This window comes from Limnohabitans sp. 103DPR2, from assembly GCF_001412575.1.
GTDB lineage: Bacteria > Pseudomonadota > Gammaproteobacteria > Burkholderiales > Burkholderiaceae_C > Limnohabitans_A.
In genome coordinates this window covers 1,983,060-2,002,738 of record NZ_CP011834.1, presented here as the reverse complement: position 1 = coordinate 2,002,738, position 19,679 = coordinate 1,983,060, and the positions used below count along the sequence as shown (strand labels likewise).

The window sequence follows — 19,679 nt, the reverse complement described above, 5'->3', positions numbered from 1 at the left end:
TTCAGCATGGCCAAAAACTTCAGTGAAATGGAAGACAGCAATCGCTCTTCAAATCTCAGTATCCATGCGGTCATTGAAACATCAAGAAGAACTTTTCTAAGAAACGGTGCGGCAGTTTCATTGGCCACCGTCTTGGCGCCTTTGTCTGGCTGCGCAGTTCTCGCAGGACCCTCCAATAAAATTGGCTTCAAACCCATTCCAGTGGGTATGGGCGATCAGTTGGTTGTTCCGGAAGGTTACACCGCGACTCCCTTTGCCCCTTGGGGCGATCCAGTGGGTATTGCGGGTCGTATGCCTGCTTTCAAAATGGATGGCAGCAATTCTGCGGACGATCAGGCGGTGCAATTGGGCATGCACCACGACGGTTTGGAATATTTCCCTCTGCAGGGTTCTAGCCGTGGTTTGTTGGCGATCAATCATGAATACACCGATGACGGCTTACTTCATGTTGGCGGTTTCAATCCAATGAATCCGGAGAAAGTTCGAAAAGCCCAAAACGCGCACGGCTTGTCTGTCATTGAAGTTGAAATGAAAAATGGTCGATGGAACATGGTGCGCCCATCGCCCTATGCGCGACGCGTGACTTTGAGCACGCCTTTTAGAGTAGCAGGACCAGCTGCAGGTCATGCACTGATGCGCACCTCGGCTGATCCTCAAGGACTCACAGTTTTAGGAACCTTGAACAATTGCGCCAGCAGCAAAACACCATGGGGTACCTATTTGTCGGGCGAAGAGAACTTTGCTTTCTACTTTGGTGCAGGCGACAAGCCCACTCAAGATCAGCAGCGCTGGGGTGCCCCAAAGTCTGGTTTCTTCGCTTGGGACAAGCATGACCCGAGATTCGACCTGCAAAAAAATCCCAATGAGTTTCACCGATTTGGTTGGGTGGTCGAATTGGACCCCATGGATCCAAACAGCACGCCAGTGAAAAGAACCGCGTTGGGACGTGCAGCGCACGAAGGTGCTTGGGTGGGTATGACCAAGGATGGCAGAGCCGTCGTTTATTCTGGTGAAGATGCTCGCTTCGAATACATCTACAAATTTGTCAGTCGCGACAAAATCAAACAGGCAGGCAACGGTCTGACGCAGGCGCAGGCCAACAAAGATTTGCTAGACCATGGCGTCTTGTACGTCGCAAGATTTGATGCCGATGGCAAGGGGCAATGGATTCCGCTAGTGCATGGCCAAGGCCCACTGACTGTCACCAATGGGTTTGCCGATCAAGGTGAAGTGCTCATTAAATCAAGACAAGCCAGTGACTTGTTGGGTGCCACCAAGATGGATCGCCCAGAGTGGCTCAGCATCGACCCTCTCTCGGGTTGGGTCTACTGCACCCTGACCAACAACAGTCAACGAGGTATCGCTGGAAAACCTGGTGTCGATGCTGCAAATCCCAGGGTCAACAATGTCATGGGTCAGATCATTCGTTGGAAGGATGCGAATGACTTTGATGGCCGCACATTTGAATGGAACCTGATGGTTTTAGCTGGCGATCCAGCCAATGAACGAGCAGAGGCCAAAGGCAATATCAAGGGTGATATCTATGCATGTCCGGATGGCATTACTTTTGACAAGCAAGGCGTTCTTTGGATTCAAACCGATGCGCATGCAACTCAAATGTACAAAGGCGAGTTGTCACGTATTGGCAACAATCAAATGTTGGCTTGCGATACTGCTACAGGCGAAACCCGTCGTTTTTTAACAGGGCCGACCAACTGCGAGGTGACGGGCGTTACTTTTACCCCCGACAGCACCACCATGTTTGTAAGCATTCAACATCCTGGAGAAACGCCTTCGGATCGCAGTGATCCCTCCAAACCAAGGCGATACTCCAATTGGCCAGACTATGCGCCCAATGGGCAACCTAGGTCCGCCTTGGTGGCCATTCGCAAACTAGATGGCGGTATTATTGGAACGTAACAACTTAGGTGTAAAAAATGCAGAATTTAATATTTCGCAGTCAAACGTTTTTATCAAAGCGAAAATTCGCGCAAGCCTTCTTCTTAATTGCCTCATTGAGTTGTGTAAATTTAGTACTTGCGCAATCTCTCTCTGACTATCCAAACAAGCCAATTAAGTTGGTTATCCCATTTCCAGCGGGTGGTAGTTCGGATGGAATCGGTCGACAAGTCGCAGACAAGTTGTCCGGCGTTCTGAAGCAAACTGTCGTCGTTGAAAACAAGGGCGGTGCAGGCGGCATCATTGGCGCTGATGCTGTGGCCAAGTCGGCTCCAGATGGCTATACCTTGGTATTGGTCGACGTGTTTCATACAAGTACGCCCATTTACACACGCAAAATGCCTTACAACGCAGTGAAAGACTTCACACCGGTTTCCCTGATTGGTCGTTCACCAGCATTTTTAGTGGCCAGTGCAACTTTCGAGCAAAAGACTGCTAAGGATACTTTGGCTTTTGCAAAAGCCAATCCGCAAAAATTGACCATGGCCATCGCAGGAACAGGTAGCGTGGTTGTTGACTTGTTCAAAGCGCGGTCGGGCTTAGACTTCATGAGCGTGCCCTACAAAGGATCATCACCCGCCATGATTGACTTAATCAGCGGACAAGTGAATGTCATGATTACCACCATGGCCAGTGCGGGTACACACGTTAAATCTGGCAAATTGAGAGCCTTAGCAGTTACTGGCACCAAAAGAAACGCTGATTTTTCAGACATTCCTACTTTTGCTGAACTAGGAATTCAGGGTATGGATTACGAGCAATGGTTTGGCATCATGGGCCCCGCCAATCTGCCCAAACTTATTGTTGACAAGCTTGCCAATGCAATGGAGCAAGTCTTGCGTATGCCAGATGTTCGTGAGAGATTGGCAGGCATGGCCTTGGAGGTGGCATCGCCAGCACCAGATGAGATGCGTCGAAAAGTGGAGGGGGATGCAGCTCGGTGGGTCAAGCTAGCACAAGAACTGGACATCAAGCCGATAGATTAGTCATGCCAATTTTGCGCCAGCTTGGGGCTAACCATAGTTTAAAGGGTGCTTGTGTAATGCTAGGATGATTAACAAAATTACCACTGCTACTTCTATTCGGAGGCATTCTCATGAATCCTAAGGCATCTTTTTCTTGCGCCCGTTTTGTAATTCTGCCCGCTGCTTTGTTGACGCTCTGCGGTTTATCCGCGGCACAAGACGCTTGCCCTCATCGTGGTCAATTAGACAATGCGTATTGCGACGCAAACAACGATCTGGTTGCGGACTTACCAACCAACAAAAGCAAGCACCGTGATCCGTCAACATTGGTTTGGGCCTATACGCCCGTAGAGGATCCCGCAATTTATGCGAACATCTTCAAGCCATTTACCGACCACCTTGAAAAGTGCGTTGGGAAAAAGACGGTTTACTATCCAGTACAGTCGAATGCGGCTGAAATTGAAGCGATGCGTTCTGGCAGATTGCACTTTGCAGGTTTTTCAACCGGGCCCACAGGATTTGCCGTCAACATGGCGGGTGCAGTGCCTTTTGCCGCTAAGGGAGTGGGTACTGAGGTCCGCGGCTACAACCTGCTTGCAATCGTCAAGTCTGGCAGTACATTTCAAAAACTGGGTGATCTCAAGGGCAAAAAAGTTGCCCATACAGCACCTTCATCGAACTCTGGAAATTTAGCGCCTCGTGTGCTGTTTCCTAGCTTTGGCCTCACACCAGACACAGACTACAAACCCATGATGTCTGGTGGACATGACAAGTCTATTTTGGGTGTTGTTTCTGGTGACTATGACATGGCTGCTGTTGCCTCTGACGTTTTTGATCGCATGATCACTCGGGGTACAGTGAAAAAAGAAGATTTTCGAGTCATCTACAAAAGTGCAACTTTCCCAACGTCGTCTTTCGCCTATGCACATGACCTGAAACCTGAACTGGCAAGCAAATTGCAACAATGCTTTTACAGTTTTAGGTTCACGGAATCCATGCAAAAAGAATTCAATGGTGATGACCGTTTCCTTCCAATCTCTTACGCTAAAGATTGGGCTGTTGTTCGGGATGTTGCCGAAAAATCTGGTACGCCCTATAACAAAGCCGCATACGAAGCTGAGTCCAAACGCGAAGCCGAAGCGGCTGCTGCCAAGCGTGCTGCTGCTGCCAGCGCCGAGAAAAAGCCTTGAACATGAATGTTGCAGGGGCAGCATTGCTGTCTATCAAGGGACTGTACAAGGAGTACCGTCCAGGCGAGCCAGTTCTTAAAAACATCAATTTAGAAATTGAGGCCTCCGGTTTAACTGCCATCATCGGTCCATCGGGTACAGGCAAGTCTACCCTGATCCGTTGCATCAATCGGCTGATAGACCCCACGGCGGGTCAGATTAAGTTGAGAGGTGAAGACCTTGCTCAGCTAAAAGGCAAGTCCTTGCGCGAGGCTCGTTGTCACATCGGCATGGTGTTCCAAGAATATAACTTGGTTGAACGGTTGACAGTGATGGAAAACGTGCTTTGTGGAAAGTTGGGTAAGTTGCCCATTTGGCGTCCGTTGCTCCGCAAGTTTTCGGAAGAAGACATTTCTCGCGCTTTTGAACTCATTGATTCTGTCGGGTTGTCGCAAGAATTTGCATCGCGTCGTGCAGATGCATTATCGGGTGGGCAGCGGCAGCGAGTGGGCATTGCACGAGCCCTGATGCAAGAGCCCGGTCTTATTCTTGCCGATGAACCTACTTCTTCTTTAGATCCGAAAACCTCTGTTGAGATCATGGAGTTGCTCGATCAAGTTTCTAAAGATCGAGATGTGCCTGTCATTGTCAATATTCACAATGTGGATTTGGCGCGTCGCTTTGCTTCTCGCATCATTGGCATGTCTGCTGGCCAAGTGGTTTTTGATGGTCCGCCTGATGCATTGCAAGACAAGCACCTTAATGACATCTATGGCGGAGAGGACTGGCAAGCGTGAGTCAATTGGCGTTTAGTTCAAAGCCTCGTCCTGTTGCTTTCGATGTGCATTGGCCCAGCCGACTGGCTTGGAGCGGGTTTGCGCTTTATGCGCTATACGCCGCAGGCCAAGTGAATTTTTCATGGGATCGCTTTGTAAGCGGTTTGCCGCAGGCTTACAAACTCTTTGGACGGATGTTTCCGCCCAACATTGCACCCGACAAGCTGGATTTGATCAGTACGGGCATGCTGGAAACAATTCAAATTGCGATCATCGCCACCACTGTTGGGGTTTTCTTGTCTTTACCTTTGGCGGTCATGGCCGCGAGAAATTTATCACCTTCTTGGCTAGCAGCCAGCGCGAGAGTTTTCATTGCTGTGTGCCGTTCATTTCATCCAGTCATTGTCTCTATCTTGTTTGTGAAGGCGGTTGGCTTTGGTGCGTTGGCCGGTGTTTTAGCCCTCATTGTTTCTAGCCTGGGGTTCATCGGCAAACTGTTCGCAGAAGTACTTGAGGAATTGAACGAAAAGCAAGTTGAAGCTGTGAGATCAACAGGCGCTGGTTTTTTCAGCGTGCTGATCATGGCTGTGATGCCTCAAGTTTTTGCGCGTTTCATTGGTTTGAGTGCCTATCAGTTTGACTCAAATTTACGCAATTCCACCATGGTTGGCATAGTGGGGGGCGGTGGAATTGGTGCTGCGTTGTTCACCGCTTATCAACGATTTGATTATGACGTGGTCCTCACAATCCTGATCTTGATCATTGCGTTGATCATGTTCGCAGAGTTGCTGTCTAATATTTTGAAGAGAATATTCCGGTGAACCGATCTCTACAGATTGTGAATGCGCAGCATTGGGAGCGCTTGTCTGCAACAGAGCGAATGGGTCGCGCTGTTTTTTACATCATCACTGTGGTAGCTTTTATTTGGGCGCTTAAGAAAATTGAAGTGATTCCAGAGTTTTTGTACGATGCACCAGAGCAGACAGCTGATCTCTTCAAACGCATGTGGCCATTCGACTGGAATTTTTATCCAGAAAATATCCATCCAGCGCTGATTGAAACTTTTCACATTGCCACACTTGGCACACTTATTTCTCTGCTGATTGCTGTGCCTTTGGCTTTTTTGGCTGCCCGCAATTTCACCTCGAGTAAAACACTCAACTGGACAGCTCAGTTTATTTTTGTTTCAACCCGCTCGGTCAATTCTTTGATTTGGGCTTTACTGTTCGTGGCCATCTTTGGACCCGGGGCTTTGGCAGGCGTTCTTTCTATCGCTTTTCGATCCATTGGTTTTGTCGGGAAGTTATTTGGCGAGGCCATTGAAGAGGCCAATCGCGGTCCAATTGAGGCGCTCACTTCATGCGGTGCCCCTCGCAGTATTCTTTTGGTAAAGGGTTACTGGCCTCAAGTCAGTCCAGCTTTTTGGTCAGTTGCTTTGTTGCGTTGGGATATCAACATTCGCGAGTCAGCGGTGCTGGGTCTTGTTGGTGCCGGCGGAATCGGTGTGGCGCTTGAAAGCGCCATGAACAACCTTTACTGGGATCAGGTTGGATTGATATTGGCCATCATTTTCATGGTCGTCATCGTGACTGAGATTGTGACGTCTAGCATTCGTTCAAGGATTATTTAAGAATTGCTAAGCATGCCCTCATCATCGTAATCCTGAATAGTCAGGTTGTGACTATTTTCGTAACATCAGATTTTCCATAGCCACTTCCATTGGACCGACCCATGAAATCAAAATTTATTTCGCAATCTATTTTGACAGTTGCACTGACTTTTTTGGGTTATGGCACTCAGTCGGCGATAGCAGGCACCGTCACTGTGATCACCTCATTTCCCAAAGAACTGACTCAAATTTACAAATCGGCCTTTGAAAAAGCCAACCCGGACATCAAAATCGAGATCTTGAATAAAAACACGGTGCAGGGTATTTCATATGTTCGCGAATTGCCTGTAGGCCAGCGGCCAGATGTCTTTTGGGCCTCAGCGCCTGATGCCTTTGAAGTGATGTCGGGTCTGAAGTTGCTAGAGCCCATTGGCGATTTGGCCAACAAAGCAACGCCCGCCAAAGTGGGCGCCTATCCCATCAACGCGCCTGACAACATGTACCTAGGACAGGCCTTGGCAGGTTACGGTTTGATGTGGAATACGCGCTACATGGCCGCCAACAAACTTTCTGCACCCAAACAATGGGCTGACCTGACCAAGCCTGAATATTTTGGCCATGTGGCCATGAGTTCTCCTTCACGTTCTGGAACAACGCACTTAACAGTTGAAACCTTGTTACAAGGGGAGGGCTGGGAAAAAGGCTGGCGTCAATTGCTGCAAATTTCGGGCAACAGTGCAGCCATCACCGAGCGCAGTTTTGGAGTGCCCGATGGTGTGAACAATGGCCAATTCGGCATTGGCCTGGTGATTGATTTCTTTGGCTTGGCTGGCAAGTATTCTGGTTTCCCAGTTGAGTTTGTTTACCCAGATGTCACGGCAGTTGTGCCTGCCAATATTGCCTTGGTTGCCGGCAGTAAAAATGCTTCTGAGGCCAAAAAATTCATCAGCTACACCGTGTCACAACAAGGTCAAGAACTGCTCTACAACCCCAAAATTTCACGCTTGCCCATCTTGCCACCCGAAGCCATGGGTGGCAAAACTCCTGCTGGCTATCCCAATCCTTTTGAAATTGCCAAGCGCGCCAAGGTTCAGTTCAACTCTGACTTGTCTGAGGCGCGCTACAACGTGGTTTCTGCACTGTTTGATCAAACCATCACCTTTCGTTTGAAAGAGCTGCAAGCTGCAACCAAGGCCATCCATGCCGCTGAAGCTGCCTTGGCCAAAAAAACCAACGCCAATGCATCAGAGCTTCTCAAGCAAGCCCGTGAAGCAGCTTTCAGCCCTGTGGTGAATGCGCAGAAAGCAGCTGACAAAGAGTTTTTGGCTTTGTTTGCGGCTAACAAAAAAGATGCAGCAGTGAGCAAAAGCGTGACGGGTTTAGAGAACTACTGGAACAACAGCGCGCGTCAGAACTATGAGCGTGCAAAAAGCCTGGCAGAGCAAGCATTGGCTGCTGTCAAGTAAGCCCTAGGGCAGCAGCATGACCATCAATGGCCAAGCAGCCAACCAACTTCAAGTGAGCCCGCAACCTCAAATTGGGTGGGCCACCATACGCCCCGGTGTTTGGCTCGCCGGTGGATTGGTGTTGGTGTTCTTGCTGTTGTTTTTTGCTTTGCCCGTTGCGCGGGTTTTCATCACTGCTTTTTTGGATGGCGATAACAGCTTTACTCTGGGGCATTTCAGCGCGTTCTTTTCGCAAGACTTGATGCGCGAGTCATTCATCAACAGTCTGTACGTGGCTGTGATGTCGGCTATTTTTGCAGCACTGATTGCCGTTCCTTTGGCTTACTTTACCGTCCGGTTTGATTTCAAAGGCGCGCTTCTCATTCAAACTTTGGGCGTTCTGCCGCTTATCATGCCGCCCTTTGTGGGGGCTGTCGCGTTGCAACTGATTTTTGGGCGTTCAGGCACCTTGAATCTGTTGTTGAACGATGCATTTGGTTTTACGCTGCCCATCATGGAGGGTCTCAATGGCGTCATTTTTGTAGAAGCCATTCATTACTTCCCCTTCATTCTCATGAACCTCACCGTTGCGCTGCGCAACATAGACGGCGCCATGGAAGAGGCCGCCATGAATCTGGGATGCAAAGGTTGGCGTTTGTTTTGGCGCGTTATTTTCCCGCTCGGACTGCCAGGTTTTGTGGCGGGTGCATCTTTGGTATTTGTCAAAGTGTTTGATGATTTGGGCACGCCCTTGGTCATGGGCCAAACCAACATGCTGGCACCTCAAGCCTACTTGCGCATCACGCAAGTGGGCCTTGAAGATCCCATGGGTTATGTCATCAGCGTTCTCATGATTGTGTTTTCGATTTGCGCCATGGTCATTTCTGCCAGAGCTTTAAAAGGTCGTGATTTTTCTACCCTGCAAAAAGGTGGGGGCAGCATTCAGCGTCGCCAACTTTCACCTTTAGAAAGCGCACTGGCTTATCTTTGGATTGGTGTCATCTTGCTGATTACTTTGTCGCCCCATTTGGGTGTTTTGTTGTTGTCATTTGCAAAAGTTTGGAGCTTTTCACCACTACCTGATGCCTACACGCTAGAACATTACGCCACAGTGTTTCAAGACGCCAGCGGCATGATTCAAAACACCTTGATTTACTGTGGACTGGCTGCGGGATTGGATGTTTTACTAGGCGTGACCATCGCTTATTTGATTTTGCGCACCCGATTGCCAGCACGCCAATGGCTGGATTGGGTAGCCACCGCATCGCTGGCGGTCCCTGGCATTGTGTTGGCCATTGGCTTCTTGCGCATGTTCAAAGGTGTCAACGTACCAGGCACCGATGTCTTGCTCACGGGCACTTGGGTGGCCATCATGTTGGCCTATGCGGTACGCCGGTTGCCCTATGCTTTGCGAAGCTGCATGGCCGCTCTGCAACAAGTTCACATCTCTCTTGAAGAAGCGGCCGAGAGTGTGGGTGCCAACAAAATGCGCAGCATTCGAAGGGTGCTGGTCCCACTGATGACGGGTGGTATCTTGGCCGGGTTTGTCACAAGCTTCATCACAGCCGCTGTCGAGTTGTCGGCCACCATCATGCTGGTATCGGCAGACTCGCAAGCGCCTATGAGCTATGGCATTTACTTGTACATGCAAAGTGTGGCGGGTCGTGGACCCGGAGCGGCCCTTGGTGTACTGGCCATCTTGGTAGTGGCCATTGGCACTTATTTGTCACACCGCGTGGTTGAACAGACGGCAAGCCGCTTGGCCCCTCGTAAGGAATTTTCATCATGAAAAAAGTCAGCGTTCAATGTCGCAACATCCGTTTGGCTTACGGCAGCACGGAAGTGCTCAAAAACGTCAACCTCAACATTCAGCCCGGTGAATTTTTTGCATTGCTGGGTCCGTCAGGATCTGGCAAAAGTACATTGCTTCGCTTGATTGCAGGGTTCAATAAACATCAACACGGCGAGTTGTTGGTGGATGGTCGCGACATTGGGCAACAAGAGCCATGGGATCGCAACATTGGCATGGTGTTTCAAAGCTACGCCCTGTGGCCTCATTTGTCCGTATGGGACAACGTAGCTTTTGGTTTGGTTGAGCGCAAAGTCGATAAAGCCACTCTCCAAAGCAAAGTGGCTGCAGCGCTCGAGTTGGTCGGCTTGTCGGCCTTTGGTCAGCGCAAACCCAATCAACTCTCGGGCGGACAACAGCAACGCGTTGCATTGGCGCGCACCATTGTGATTGAACCCCAAGTTTTGCTGCTGGACGAGCCCTTGTCTAACCTTGATAAAACCTTGCGCGTGCAAATGCGCCAAGAGCTGTTGGCGCTGCAACGTCGCTTGGGCATCACCACCATCTTCGTGACGCACGACCAAGAAGAGGCCATGACCACCGCTGATCGCATGGCGGTACTTGACCAAGGCGTTGTGCAGCAAGTGGGCTCTCCCGTCGAACTCTACGATGAACCTGTGAATGCTTTCGTGGCCAACTTTGTAGGCACCATGAACATGCTGGATGCCAAAGTACTTAGCCAACATGCAGACCACTTGGAACTGAATGTCATGGGTGTTGGGCAGGTTACGCTGCCCGTGGCCTCCGAAGTTGCCGTAGCTTTTAATAAGTTTGCCAACGGTCAGTCTGTTCAACTGAGCTTTAGGCCGCATGCCGTGAAGTTAGACGTGAACGCGTCGACTTCTGATCAGAACGCCATTCGCATTCAAGGCACAGTTGAGGCCAGCGAATTCATGGGCGAGTCGACGCGTTATCGGGTGCGGGTGGGGCAGCATTCTTTGTCTGTCGATCAAGCACACTATGCTGGCGTGCCTAAACTGGCTGTAGGCACACCATTGAATTTAAGCTTACCGCCATCCCAAGTCAGACTGTTTGCTGTTTGATTTTTCGATTTCTATTGCAGTACACACCATGAAAAAACTTAATTTACAAGCCGTCATGATTGACCTAGACGGCACCATGGTCGACACCATCGGTGACTTTGAGGTTGCCTTAAACCGTGCCCTTGCAGACTTACAAGTCCCCACAGCAAACCGCACGCTCATTGAGCGCAGTATAGGCAAAGGCTCTGAACACCTCATTCGCACGGTACTCAAACACCAACTGGCATTGCCTGAAGTGGCTGGCAATGCGCGGGAGGTTGAGCAATTATTCACGCCAGTTTGGGAACGCTACGAACACCATTACCTCAGCATCAATGGAGAGTTCTCCAATGTATTTCCAGGCGTAATGGAAGGCTTAGAACAAATAAAAGCCTTGGGCTTGCCAATGGCCTGCCTTACAAACAAGCCTGTGTCTTTCACATTGCCTCTAATTCAAGACAAAGGACTGGCACCTTACTTTACAAAAGTCTTTGGTGGTGACAGTTTTGAGCGAAAAAAACCAGATCCATTGCCTTTGCTTAAAACTTGTGAGGCCTTGCAGAGCCTACCACCGCAAACTTTGATGGTGGGTGATTCAAGTAACGACGCGCAAGCGGCTGATGCGGCAGGGTGCCCTGTGGTTCTCATGACCTATGGTTATAACCATGGAGAGCCTATTCAAAATACACCTGCCTTGGCATGGTTGGATTCTATGGTGCAGTTGAATATCAATAAGTCCTGAAAGGGTCTTCTCAAACTTAAAACACTGGGATTTCTATGACACTTGAAATTTTAAGTCGTCGCTTGTTTTTAACTGTCGTGCCAGCATTGTTTTGCTTTAACAAGATTCATGCTCAGGGCGTTGTGTATAAGACATTAAATGGCCATGCCCCTCTGCTGATTGCGCACAGAGGTGCCTCCGGTTATCTTCCCGAACACACCTTGGCAGCCTATTCCCTCGGGATTGATCAAGGCGCTGACTTCATCGAACCCGATCTGGTGCTCAGCAAAGATGGCGTGCTTCATGCAAGGCATGAGCCCATGCTTGCCAGAGTGCAATTAGAGGCTGATGGACGTACCATTAAGCGTAACTCTGATGGAAAGCCCGAGTTGCACCGCAGTGACACAAGTACCAATGTCTGTCAACTTGACAAGTATGCAGATCGACTTGTGATTAAGCAGCTGGATGGTAAGCCTACAGCTGGCTGGTTTGCAGAAGACTTTACTGCCGCAGAACTTCGAGCTGATGTTCGCGCGCAGGAACGCTTGCGTGACCTACGCCAGGCCAACAATGCATTCAACGATCGATATCCCATCCCAACACTAGCTGAGGTCATTGAATTGGCTCAGCGGCGCAGTAAAGAATTAAATCGCACCATTGGCATTTATCCTGAAACAAAGCATCCTAGCTACTTCAAAAGCTTCACCGATGCCAAAGGTTTGCCGCGTATGGAAGACGTGCTTCTAACCCAATTGCACGCTGCATATGGTGACAAAAGAGATGCGCCAGTATTCATTCAGTCCTTTGAAGTGAGTAATCTTCAGTATCTGCGTCCTCGCACGGCGATGCGGCTGGTACAGATTCTGAGCGCTAATGGAAAGCCTTACGACTTTCAACTCTCGGGGGATTCTCGTGGATATCAAGACTTGGCTCTTGCTCCGGGCTTGGACTTCATCAAGGGTTATGCGGATGGTATCGGTGCTCACACTCAGCTGATTGTGCCCACCGATGGTCGACGTTTGCTACCACCCACAGAGTTGATCAGTGAAGCCCATGCCCGTAGCTTGTTAGTTCATGGCTGGACGTTTAGAGCTGAGAATCTATTTCTTCCTTCTGAACTAGCCCTCGGTTCCAACCCTGCGGCAAAAGGTGACATGGCAGCACAATTGAGGGCCTTTGTGGAGGTCGGAATGGATGGCTTCTTTACGGATCATCCAGACCTGGGGCGAGAGGCCCTCACCGCCTTGGCTCGTTAAATATTGGATAGAAATGAGGCACTCAAAGAAAAAACCCCTTCGGCATATCTGCTGAAGGGGTTTTTTATTTTGGCTCCTCGACCTGGGCTCGAACCAGGGACCTACGGATTAACAGTCCGGCGCTCTACCGACTGAGCTATCGAGGAATATTCGGTTACTAGCAAAAAGTACACAAAAATTCAGAGTCTTTAGGACTAAGAGAGACTGTGCTGTTTCGCTAAGCCTCGCATTGTAGCAAAAAAAATGCGGTTTTTCGAGGGGAAAACTGTTTTTTTGGCTTGAGCTAACTTAGCTTTGAACGAAATCAATCAAGTGGACAACTTCAATAAGACGAAACAAAGCAAAGCGTCCAGAATCTGGACGCAAGAGGCGCTCTGGACGGTACAAAGCGTCCAGCTCTGGACACTTGACTTGGTCTGGACGGTCAGGGGGTGTCCAGAGTCTGGACGGTATAGACCGCTTTAGGCTGAAAGCGGTCTGTGATGAACTATGAACTGCTGACGTAGCCGTACCGGCGGTAACCGAGGACAGGATGCCGCAATATATCGTGCGGCGATTTTGCGATAGCAAAGCTCTCGTTTTCGACGAACACGTCTAGCCTCTGTTCGCTAACCTCGATTGAGATGTTGCCCGCTTGGTTGTTGGTGATCTTGAAAAGCCCTCGTTTGTTCCATGCCTCGTAAGCGAGGTGCTCAGATCGCGCGACACCAAACAGCGTCAACTTCGGGCGAAGGACGTCAAGAAAATCCCATTGTCGACCGGAATCTCTGCCGTGATGTGGGGCAATCAGAACATCACAGTTCGCCACATCCTCGGCGTGATGAGTGAGGATGTGCTCCCAAGTGTCGTCGTGAGAATCACCAGCGAAGATGATCCGGAAGGATTCCGAGCAGTAGAGGATCACGTACGAACCGTCGTTCGGGTCTTCTGTCTGGTTCGCTTGGGCAATCAACTCCGGAGTCGGTGCAAGGATGTGAAGACCGTCACCCCAACCATGGCCCGTGTCAGTCTGGTTGGCATAGGCAAATCTGTCCCCAGCAAGAACCAAGCGGGAGTTCGCTTCATCCCGTCCGGCTTTCACCTGTTCGTAGCGGTCCCAATCCACTTCCTTGTAGTGTGAGATTCCACCGAACGATGGTTTCTCCCTTATAGCACCTGAATGCCAGAAATTGTGCACTGTGAACTCATTGAATAACGCATCGAATCCGTCAAGGTGATCCATGTCTGGGTGAGTCAGTATGAACCGCCAAATCTCTGATATCCCGAGTTCGCGTAGGTAATCTTGCGGACGCGTGGGTTTCGTTCCCATGCCCAAGTTACCTCGTAGTCCAAGCCCCGCAAGTGCCCCTTGCGCTAAGGCGTTCGGAGGAGGTCGCAGACCTAAACCTAGACCTGCCAAACCACCTTGCGCGAATGCGTTGGATGGCGCATCCATGTTGCCGGAACAGATGTCGATCATCGAGACCCGGCCGCTCCCATGCTGTATGACGATGCAATCGCCGTTGCCGACGTTGAGAAAATGAACAGCGGGCATGTCTACGGCTTGTTGGACGGATGCGCATTGCTACTTGCCGCTGACACGCCCGACGATCTTGACTGCCTTGAAGGCTCGACTCCCCATGCTGTGGAACCGATCTCCTCAATCTTTGCTAGGAAGCGATCCACGTTAAGACCTGCAATGAAAGCGAGTGCCCAGATGCCAAGCGGAGGCCCATTCACAGTCTGTGCAGACCCCAGTAATAAGAGGCCAGTTTTGACAAACAGAAAGCTAACCCCGCCTAGTATTAGGCTCACGACAGGACGGAGGACATACCACGGCAGCCAGCCGACATCCCACTGCTTGCGCACGCATGCATTTAGGTAGACGCCTCGCAGGCAGTATGTAATGCCTCCTAAGCCGCCAAATAGGACGCATAGGACTGCCACGCGCAAATCGCCTGCGAGCCATGCGGCTTCATCTAGAGCAAGAGAACCGAGCGCCCAAACGGCTGCAAACAGCTCAGCCCCGAGTATGAACGAAACGAACCATACAGATAACGACGGCATATTGGTCTCTCCCTAGTCACAATCTTTAATATGATCAGTTTAATGCCACGCCACCTGCAGGCCAAGATGTCTCTTCAGTCGTGAACACTGGTGACTGCTGGTGCAGAAAATCTGCTTCAAAACGAAACTGCTCGCTTGGCGACAAGCGCCTGGATGTCGCCTTACGCTGCATACCAGTCGTTTCAAGTTTATAGATTCTTCAGAGAAATTGCATCTCAATTAAGCTTGAGGCGGTTCGACTCCGGTATCCGGAGTAAGGCACGTGTTGTTACGTGCGTTGGAGCTCATGAAATCAGACCTCAATCGTTTAAATGACCTGTAGCTTTTGCTCGAGCGAGTAGGCGACGCTGCCATAAACAACAAAATCAGTTTGTCAGCGAACATCCCCGGTAAAGTCCTGGGCAAAGGAAATGGGATACTTGAATCAAGAGATAACCCTATGAGCTTTATTTGGATTTTCCGTTAGATTGGGTTATCCATGAAAGGGAAATGATGTTCAGTTCTACGTCCAAATTTTTCGTTATGTTGTTGGCGGCGTCATCTATGATTGGTTGCGCAAGCTTTAGTCCAATAGATTTAGTGAGCCAGTCAAAGCCACTTCCCAAAGTTACGGAAGTGAAATCCATGCTCTGGGTGGGCAATAGTTTCTTCTATTACAACAACTCTATGCATGGTCATGTGACACAGTTGTTAAGCGCTGCAGGTCAAAAGGGTCACCGGTCTTCATCAGCCACCATCAGCGGCTCAGGAATTAATTGGCACGATGTTGCGGCGCATTTCAAGCCAAACGCAGTGGGGAGCTATTCATTTGTTGGAGATAACGAGGTCCAGTTCAACACATTTGACAGGCCCTTTGATGCCACCATGATGATGGATTGCAGTCAATGTCCAATCCATCCAAAACTACAACCAATTTTTTATGAGTTTGCCAAAAAGCACAGCGACACAGTCCGCAAGTTTGGTTCTGAGCCTATCCTTTTCATGTCGTGGGCCTATGCTGACAAGCCTGAAATGACAGAGCCATTGGCTGTTGAATACATTAAGGCGGGAAAACTCAATAACGCTTTGGTGGTGCCTGCCGGCTATTCATTTGCAAACTCCCTAGCAAAGCGTCCAGAGTTGGGACTGTTGGTCGCTGACAAACGTCATCCCAACATGGCGGGTACTTATTTGGCAGCCAGTACAGTTTTGGCTTCGGTCTACAAAATCAATCCTATTGGGAACAAGTACACCGCCGGGTTGCCTGCGGATGTTGTGAAGCATTTGCAAACAGTGGCTTGGGAGACTTCGCAACAGTTTCACGCCAAAGAAGGCAGGGGAAGCATGCCCTGAATTGATTTCACTCACTTTGAATGGCACCCTGTAGGGCTTGCAGGGTTGCATGAGGAATCAAATTTTGCTTCATGGTCACAAGATAAATATCAGGTAATTTGATTTTGGGTTGAATTGGCAATATCACTAAACTCTTTGCGCGAGCTTCTTCTTTTGCTTGATGCTCGCGCATTATTCCAAGTAAGTTGTCATCAAATTGAATCAGCCCTTTCATCGTGACTGCTGACATCGACTCAATGACGGGTGAAATGTCTGGGTAGTCCATTTTCTTAAGTGCATACATCAACTCCTTGGTCATCAAGGCGTCTTTGGGTGGCAACGCCCACCGAAGCTTAATTACATCTGACCAATGAACGGAACGTTTGTTTGATAGCGGGTTTTTTAAAGAGGCAACGATGCAAATGTTGTCTGAAGAAATAGACTGTAGCCTCAAAGATTTAGTTCTCTCATCCGCCATCATTTCTCTTGAAAAACTGGTGACAACACAATCGAGCTGGTGGTTAATTAGCGCGTTAATTAATTCTTGTGGTGGGCTCTCCTGAATTTGCACCTTGAGATCCGGTAGTTTTTTCATGAGGTTGGTCACCAGCTTGGGGAATATGCTGGTCGTGGAAAAAGAGCCCATTCGAAGCAGGCCACTTGCGCCTTCCTCGAGAGCGTTAATTTCTAGAAGAGATCGATCAAAACTTTGCACCATGTCACAAGCCTGACGAATCAGTAGGGTGCCTTTTTCATTAGCTGATATACCTGTTCTGCCTCTTCTAAATAACGTTGCATGGCAGATTGTTTCAATTTCCGTAATCATTTTGCTTACCGCAGGCTGCGTGAGGTTGAGCTTCATAGCGGCTGAGCTCACTGTGCTCTCTTCTTTTAAATGGCAGAGCAGTTCTAAATGTCGCATTCGAAGCCTTCTGAGTGCAGACATCGTATTGGGGCTGATTGACTTCAATTTAATTTGATCCATGGCAACACCTTTCCATTCCAAATATTAATGGAAAGATCAAAAAATATCACTATTTATTTGAATGATAGAGCGCTAGCATGATCTTTTAAAACCAATCTGCGCCTCTGATGACTATGAAGCAACCACACATCATTTTTATCATCACAGATCAACAGCGCTATGACACCATTGCTGGGCTTGGATATCCTCACATGGAGACGCCTAACTTGGACAGGCTCATTAAAGAGGGAACGCACTTTACCCAGTGCCACGTGGCTGGGGCCTCTTGTGTCCCAGCAAGGTCTAGTCTCTTTACGGGTTACTACGCGCACACCACAGGGATCTTGAAAAACGCTGACACATGGCGTCATACATGGGTAGAAAATTTGGCACAAGCCGGGTATACGTGCATCAATGTCGGCAAGATGCATACATGGCCTTTGGATACCTCTGCTGGTTACCATCAACGCTATGTTGTCGAAAACAAGGATCGCTTCCTTGAAGGTCGATTTTTCTTTGATGATTGGGACCGATCGCTTGCGGCAAGAGGCCTGGTTAAGCAGCAAAGGGTTCAGTACAGGCAGTTTCCAGACTATCGTCAACGGCTTGGCGCTTTTGAGTGGCTGCTCCCAACGGAAACCCATTCTGATAATTTTGTAGCAGACAGGGCATGCTGGTGGATTGATACTGCACCTAAAGCAGAGCCTTTGTTTTTACAAATTGGATTTCCTGGGCCTCATCCTCCTTATGACCCAACCCCTGAATATTTAGACAGATACATTGACAAGCAATTGCCAATTGCAAAAGTGAGCGACTCAGATCTAGACGGTCAGCCCCAACCGTTTCATGATCTACGCCAACACAACGTTGAGATCGATCACGATTCAGTGGTGCATCAACTTGAGCCATCGGATGAACATCGCCATCGTCAACGTGCACATTACATGGCCAATGTCACCATGATTGACGATGCTGTTGGAAAGATTGTTTCTTCACTCGAGAAAAAGGGCTATTTGGACGATTGCATCATCGTATTTACGTCAGACCATGGTGACTGTTTAGGCGATCATGGGCACAGCCAAAAATGGACTATGTACGAGCAAGTTACAAGAGTGCCTATGATCCTTTGGGCTCCAGGAAAAGTTCCCGAGGGTCAGAAGTCTGGTGCATTGATTCAAGCCATGGACATTGTGCCGTGGCTGCTTTCGCAGGCGCAGGCTAAATTGCCTGAGGGGATAGAAGCCGAGTCTGTTGAGCCTGCATTCAAAGATCCCTCATGGGTAGGCCGTGACGCTGTCTTTTGTGAACAAGGTCGAGACAACATTTTGACTGAGGTCCAGTTCATGACCATGGTTAGGACGCAGCGTTGGAAGTTGGTTCATTTTTTAAATGAAAGTTTTGGCCAGCTCTTTGACCTCGAAAACGATCCAGAAGAAAACAACAACCTCTGGTCTTCGCAAAATCACGGCGCCGTTCGTCAAGAACTGATGGACAGACTGTTGCTTTGGCGAATGGAGAGTCAAATTAAAACGCAAAACGTTTTTCGTGAACACCGTTAAACTAATAGGGAGACAAGCATGAACTTCAAAAAAATTGGAATTTTTTTGACACTGTTAGGCAGTGCTATTTTGGGTCAAACAGCTGTTGCTCAAGATTTCCCTACCAAGCCGATTCGCATGATAGTTGGATTTCCGCCGGGTGGTGGCATCGACCAACTGGCCAGAGTATTGGCCGAAGGTATGTCGAGTCAATTAGGGCAAAACATTGTTGTAGACAACAAGCCTGGTGCTGGAACGGCCATTGCTTCTGCAGAAATTATGCGTGCTCCAAACGACGGGTACACCATTGGTTTGGGAAACGTGGGTCAGTTTTCAGTTTTAGAACATATCTCAAAACAACCCATTGTTGACTTACCCAGCAAGTTGGCACCAATAGGGCAGGTGGGGTACGCACCGTTGGCTCTTTTTGTGCCTGCTACTTTGAATGTCAATTCAACAGCCGACTATTTAAATTTGTTGAAGTCTCAACCCAACGCGTTGAGCTATGCGTCTGGCGGTAATGGACAAATTACTCACCTTGCTTTTGAAATGTTGAAATCTGAAGCACAAGTCAAAATTCAACACATTCCCTACAAGGGAAGTGGCCCAGCTTTAATTGACTTGATGGCGGGCAGGGTGGTTGGCATGATTGACGCGTTAGGCGCTGGTATGCCGCATGTCAAAAGTGGAAAGCTTAAAGTTTTGGCTTTGACCGCAGCTGACCGCGCACCAGAGTTTCAAACCATTCCAACTTTTAAAGAGTCAGGTTTGAAAAATTACGTGGTGACAGGCTGGCAGGGAATGGTGGCGCCTTTGGGTACACCACCTGCCGTTGTGCAAAAACTCAATCGTGCATTGAATGAGACTTTGAATAAAAAGGAGATTCGAGAGAAGATGGTTGGTTTAGGTTATTACCCAACGCCTACTACCGCTGATCAGTTTGGTACTTTCATGAAGGCAGAATCAATTCGCTGGGGAGCGCTTTGTAAGGAACTCAAGATTGAGGCTGATTAATCGATGAAGTTCAATTCCCGTTTCCTGGAGTAAGG

At 49.1% G+C, this 19,679-nt stretch carries 16 protein-coding genes and 1 tRNA gene; 14 read left to right on the top strand and 3 right to left on the bottom strand.

Annotated features, from left to right (window positions below):
- Window positions 1–6 precede the first annotated feature (6 nt).
- The 11 genes from L103DPR2_RS09635 (at window position 7) to L103DPR2_RS09585 (ending at window position 12,771) form a co-directional block, all read left to right on the top strand.
- Window positions 7–1,920 carry a PhoX family protein gene (locus tag L103DPR2_RS09635; RefSeq protein WP_055360895.1) on the top strand — a complete coding sequence of 638 codons (1,914 nt, stop codon included), beginning with the start codon at window positions 7–9 and terminating at the stop codon, window positions 1,918–1,920.
- Window positions 1,921–1,937: 17 nt separating this feature from the next.
- Window positions 1,938–2,945 (top strand): Bug family tripartite tricarboxylate transporter substrate binding protein, encoded by a 1,008-nt coding sequence (locus tag L103DPR2_RS09630; protein WP_082466779.1) that lies wholly within the window; start codon window positions 1,938–1,940, stop codon window positions 2,943–2,945.
- 110 nt (window positions 2,946–3,055) lie between these two features.
- A complete protein-coding gene (phnD, locus tag L103DPR2_RS09625; RefSeq protein ID WP_082466778.1) occupies window positions 3,056–4,114 on the top strand; it encodes a phosphate/phosphite/phosphonate ABC transporter substrate-binding protein in 1,059 nt (352 codons plus the stop codon).
- A gap of 2 nt (window positions 4,115–4,116) precedes the next feature.
- Window positions 4,117–4,890 (top strand): phosphonate ABC transporter ATP-binding protein, encoded by a 774-nt coding sequence (phnC, locus tag L103DPR2_RS09620; RefSeq protein WP_055360893.1) that lies wholly within the window; start codon window positions 4,117–4,119, stop codon window positions 4,888–4,890.
- Between the two features lie 110 nt (window positions 4,891–5,000).
- Window positions 5,001–5,690 carry a phosphonate ABC transporter, permease protein PhnE gene (gene phnE / locus L103DPR2_RS09615; protein WP_231717724.1) on the top strand — a complete coding sequence of 230 codons (690 nt, stop codon included), beginning with the start codon at window positions 5,001–5,003 and terminating at the stop codon, window positions 5,688–5,690.
- Window positions 5,687–6,499 carry a phosphonate ABC transporter, permease protein PhnE gene (phnE, locus tag L103DPR2_RS09610; RefSeq protein WP_055360891.1) on the top strand — a complete coding sequence of 271 codons (813 nt, stop codon included), beginning with the start codon at window positions 5,687–5,689 and terminating at the stop codon, window positions 6,497–6,499. The genes phnE (L103DPR2_RS09615) and phnE (L103DPR2_RS09610) overlap by 4 nt, the downstream gene beginning before the upstream one ends.
- A 101-nt stretch (window positions 6,500–6,600) precedes the next feature.
- A complete protein-coding gene (locus L103DPR2_RS09605) occupies window positions 6,601–7,944 on the top strand; it encodes an ABC transporter substrate-binding protein (protein WP_055360890.1) in 1,344 nt (447 codons plus the stop codon).
- A 16-nt stretch (window positions 7,945–7,960) separates the two neighbouring features.
- Entirely contained in the window at window positions 7,961–9,712 is a 1,752-nt protein-coding gene (locus L103DPR2_RS09600; protein WP_055360889.1) for an ABC transporter permease, read from the top strand.
- Window positions 9,709–10,815, top strand: a complete 1,107-nt coding sequence (locus tag L103DPR2_RS09595) for an ABC transporter ATP-binding protein (RefSeq protein WP_055360888.1) — start codon at window positions 9,709–9,711, stop codon at window positions 10,813–10,815. The genes L103DPR2_RS09600 and L103DPR2_RS09595 overlap by 4 nt, the downstream gene beginning before the upstream one ends.
- 28 nt (window positions 10,816–10,843) lie before the next feature.
- Window positions 10,844–11,536 (top strand): phosphoglycolate phosphatase, encoded by a 693-nt coding sequence (gene gph, locus L103DPR2_RS09590; protein ID WP_055360887.1) that lies wholly within the window; start codon window positions 10,844–10,846, stop codon window positions 11,534–11,536.
- 35 nt (window positions 11,537–11,571) lie between these two features.
- Complete coding sequence (locus L103DPR2_RS09585) at window positions 11,572–12,771, top strand: glycerophosphodiester phosphodiesterase family protein (RefSeq protein WP_082466777.1); 1,200 nt, start codon at window positions 11,572–11,574, stop codon at window positions 12,769–12,771.
- Between the two features lie 70 nt (window positions 12,772–12,841).
- Here L103DPR2_RS09585 and L103DPR2_RS09580 read toward each other — a convergent pair.
- Both L103DPR2_RS09580 and L103DPR2_RS09575 read right to left on the bottom strand, forming a co-directional pair.
- Window positions 12,842–12,917, bottom strand: a tRNA-Asn gene (locus tag L103DPR2_RS09580).
- A gap of 341 nt (window positions 12,918–13,258) precedes the next feature.
- Window positions 13,259–14,305: a ComEC/Rec2 family competence protein gene (locus tag L103DPR2_RS09575; RefSeq protein ID WP_156339886.1), complete on the bottom strand. Its 1,047-nt coding sequence runs from the start codon at window positions 14,303–14,305 to the stop codon at window positions 13,259–13,261.
- 962 nt (window positions 14,306–15,267) lie between these two features.
- On the opposite strand from L103DPR2_RS09575, the gene L103DPR2_RS09565 reads away from it, so the two are divergent.
- Complete coding sequence (locus tag L103DPR2_RS09565) at window positions 15,268–16,149, top strand: hypothetical protein (protein ID WP_231717616.1); 882 nt, start codon at window positions 15,268–15,270, stop codon at window positions 16,147–16,149.
- Between the two features lie 7 nt (window positions 16,150–16,156).
- On the opposite strand, the gene L103DPR2_RS09560 is transcribed toward L103DPR2_RS09565, so the two are convergent.
- Window positions 16,157–17,113: a LysR family transcriptional regulator gene (locus tag L103DPR2_RS09560; protein WP_055360883.1), complete on the bottom strand. Its 957-nt coding sequence runs from the start codon at window positions 17,111–17,113 to the stop codon at window positions 16,157–16,159.
- Between the two features lie 107 nt (window positions 17,114–17,220).
- Here L103DPR2_RS09560 and L103DPR2_RS09555 point away from each other — a divergent pair, with 107 nt between their 5' ends.
- Together L103DPR2_RS09555 and L103DPR2_RS09550 are read left to right on the top strand one after the other, a co-directional pair.
- On the top strand, window positions 17,221–18,651 hold the full coding sequence (locus L103DPR2_RS09555; RefSeq protein ID WP_055360882.1) for a sulfatase family protein: 1,431 nt from the start codon (window positions 17,221–17,223) through the stop codon (window positions 18,649–18,651).
- Between the two features lie 18 nt (window positions 18,652–18,669).
- Entirely contained in the window at window positions 18,670–19,644 is a 975-nt protein-coding gene (locus L103DPR2_RS09550) for a Bug family tripartite tricarboxylate transporter substrate binding protein (RefSeq protein ID WP_055360881.1), read from the top strand.
- Window positions 19,645–19,679: the final 35 nt, after the last annotated feature.

What these genes read in the sequence shown, in the direction of transcription:
- L103DPR2_RS09635 (WP_055360895.1), top strand. Translation starts at nt 7, where the DNA reads ATGGCCAAAAACTTCAGTGAAATGGAAGACAGCAATCGCTCTTCAAAT.
- L103DPR2_RS09630 (WP_082466779.1), top strand. Translation starts at nt 1,938, where the DNA reads ATGCAGAATTTAATATTTCGCAGTCAAACGTTTTTATCAAAGCGAAAA.
- phnD (WP_082466778.1), top strand. Translation starts at nt 3,056, where the DNA reads ATGAATCCTAAGGCATCTTTTTCTTGCGCCCGTTTTGTAATTCTGCCC.
- phnC (WP_055360893.1), top strand. Translation starts at nt 4,117, where the DNA reads ATGAATGTTGCAGGGGCAGCATTGCTGTCTATCAAGGGACTGTACAAG.
- L103DPR2_RS09605 (WP_055360890.1), top strand. Translation starts at nt 6,601, where the DNA reads ATGAAATCAAAATTTATTTCGCAATCTATTTTGACAGTTGCACTGACT.
- L103DPR2_RS09600 (WP_055360889.1), top strand. Translation starts at nt 7,961, where the DNA reads ATGACCATCAATGGCCAAGCAGCCAACCAACTTCAAGTGAGCCCGCAA.
- L103DPR2_RS09595 (WP_055360888.1), top strand. Translation starts at nt 9,709, where the DNA reads ATGAAAAAAGTCAGCGTTCAATGTCGCAACATCCGTTTGGCTTACGGC.
- gph (WP_055360887.1), top strand. Translation starts at nt 10,844, where the DNA reads ATGAAAAAACTTAATTTACAAGCCGTCATGATTGACCTAGACGGCACC.
- L103DPR2_RS09585 (WP_082466777.1), top strand. Translation starts at nt 11,572, where the DNA reads ATGACACTTGAAATTTTAAGTCGTCGCTTGTTTTTAACTGTCGTGCCA.
- L103DPR2_RS09575 (WP_156339886.1), bottom strand. Translation starts at nt 14,305, where the DNA reads ATGCCCGCTGTTCATTTTCTCAACGTCGGCAACGGCGATTGCATCGTC.
- L103DPR2_RS09560 (WP_055360883.1), bottom strand. Translation starts at nt 17,113, where the DNA reads ATGGATCAAATTAAATTGAAGTCAATCAGCCCCAATACGATGTCTGCA.
- L103DPR2_RS09555 (WP_055360882.1), top strand. Translation starts at nt 17,221, where the DNA reads ATGACTATGAAGCAACCACACATCATTTTTATCATCACAGATCAACAG.
- L103DPR2_RS09550 (WP_055360881.1), top strand. Translation starts at nt 18,670, where the DNA reads ATGAACTTCAAAAAAATTGGAATTTTTTTGACACTGTTAGGCAGTGCT.